Consider the following 805-nt stretch of genomic DNA (forward strand, 5'->3'; position numbering starts at 1 on the left):
AATCCATCGCTGGGCGACTTGCACCGCAACTTCGACCTTTGCCTTATCTTTTGGGCGCCGCGGCCGGGCTGCGAGAATGGCCGTGTCGTAATGGCTCGCCATCTCGGCATAGGTTCGGTTGAGGCCAGGATCGTGGCGGTCGGGATTGGTGACGGCGGCCTTGAGATTGTCGCAGACCACGAATGTCGGCGCGCCGCCGAGGAAGGCGAAAAGGTTGACGTGGAGGCGGATCCAGTCGGCGAGCCCCTCGCTTGGGCAGGCCTCGGCGTACGTATAATTGGACGCGCCCATCGCCGCGACGAACAGCTTCATCGACTGCACTTCCCCACTTGAGGGGGCGATGACGTCGATGGTGTCGCCGGCGAAATCCACGAAGACCTTCTCGCCGCCCAGATGGGTCTGCCGCATCGAAGGCCGGGCCCGCCCCTTCCAGGCCTCGTAGGTCGTGCAGAACCATGTGTAGCCGAAGCCATCGGGATGGCTGGCGCGATACTCGTCCCACAGCAGCCGGCGGGTCACGTTGCGCCGGCGCAGCTCCTTGTCGACATAGCCCCAGTCGGGAATGGGCCGCTGGGGGCTCTGCGACGCAGGCTTCGGCGCAGGGAAAAGCAGCAGCTCCAGGTCTTCGTCGGTCATTCCGGCCGGCAACGGCCAGTTCAGCCCGGCAGCCCCGGCTCGGCGCAGATAGCTGTGCACGGCGCCGTTGCTGATGCCCAGGGTGCGCGCAATGGCTCGCTCCGGCAAGCCTTGAACATGTTTTAAGCGGAGAACCTCTTTGATCCGGCGCATCGACAATCTCTGGGTG

At 64.7% G+C, this 805-nt stretch carries 1 protein-coding gene; it reads right to left on the minus strand.

The annotated features are described in order from the left end of the window. Positions 1-805: IS21 family transposase (gene istA, locus AAFX91_RS42110; RefSeq protein WP_394570402.1), on the minus strand; the 805-nt coding region annotated here is incomplete at both ends.

The organism is Bradyrhizobium sp. 31Argb (assembly GCF_043638955.1).
Taxonomy (GTDB): Bacteria; Pseudomonadota; Alphaproteobacteria; order Rhizobiales; family Xanthobacteraceae; genus Bradyrhizobium.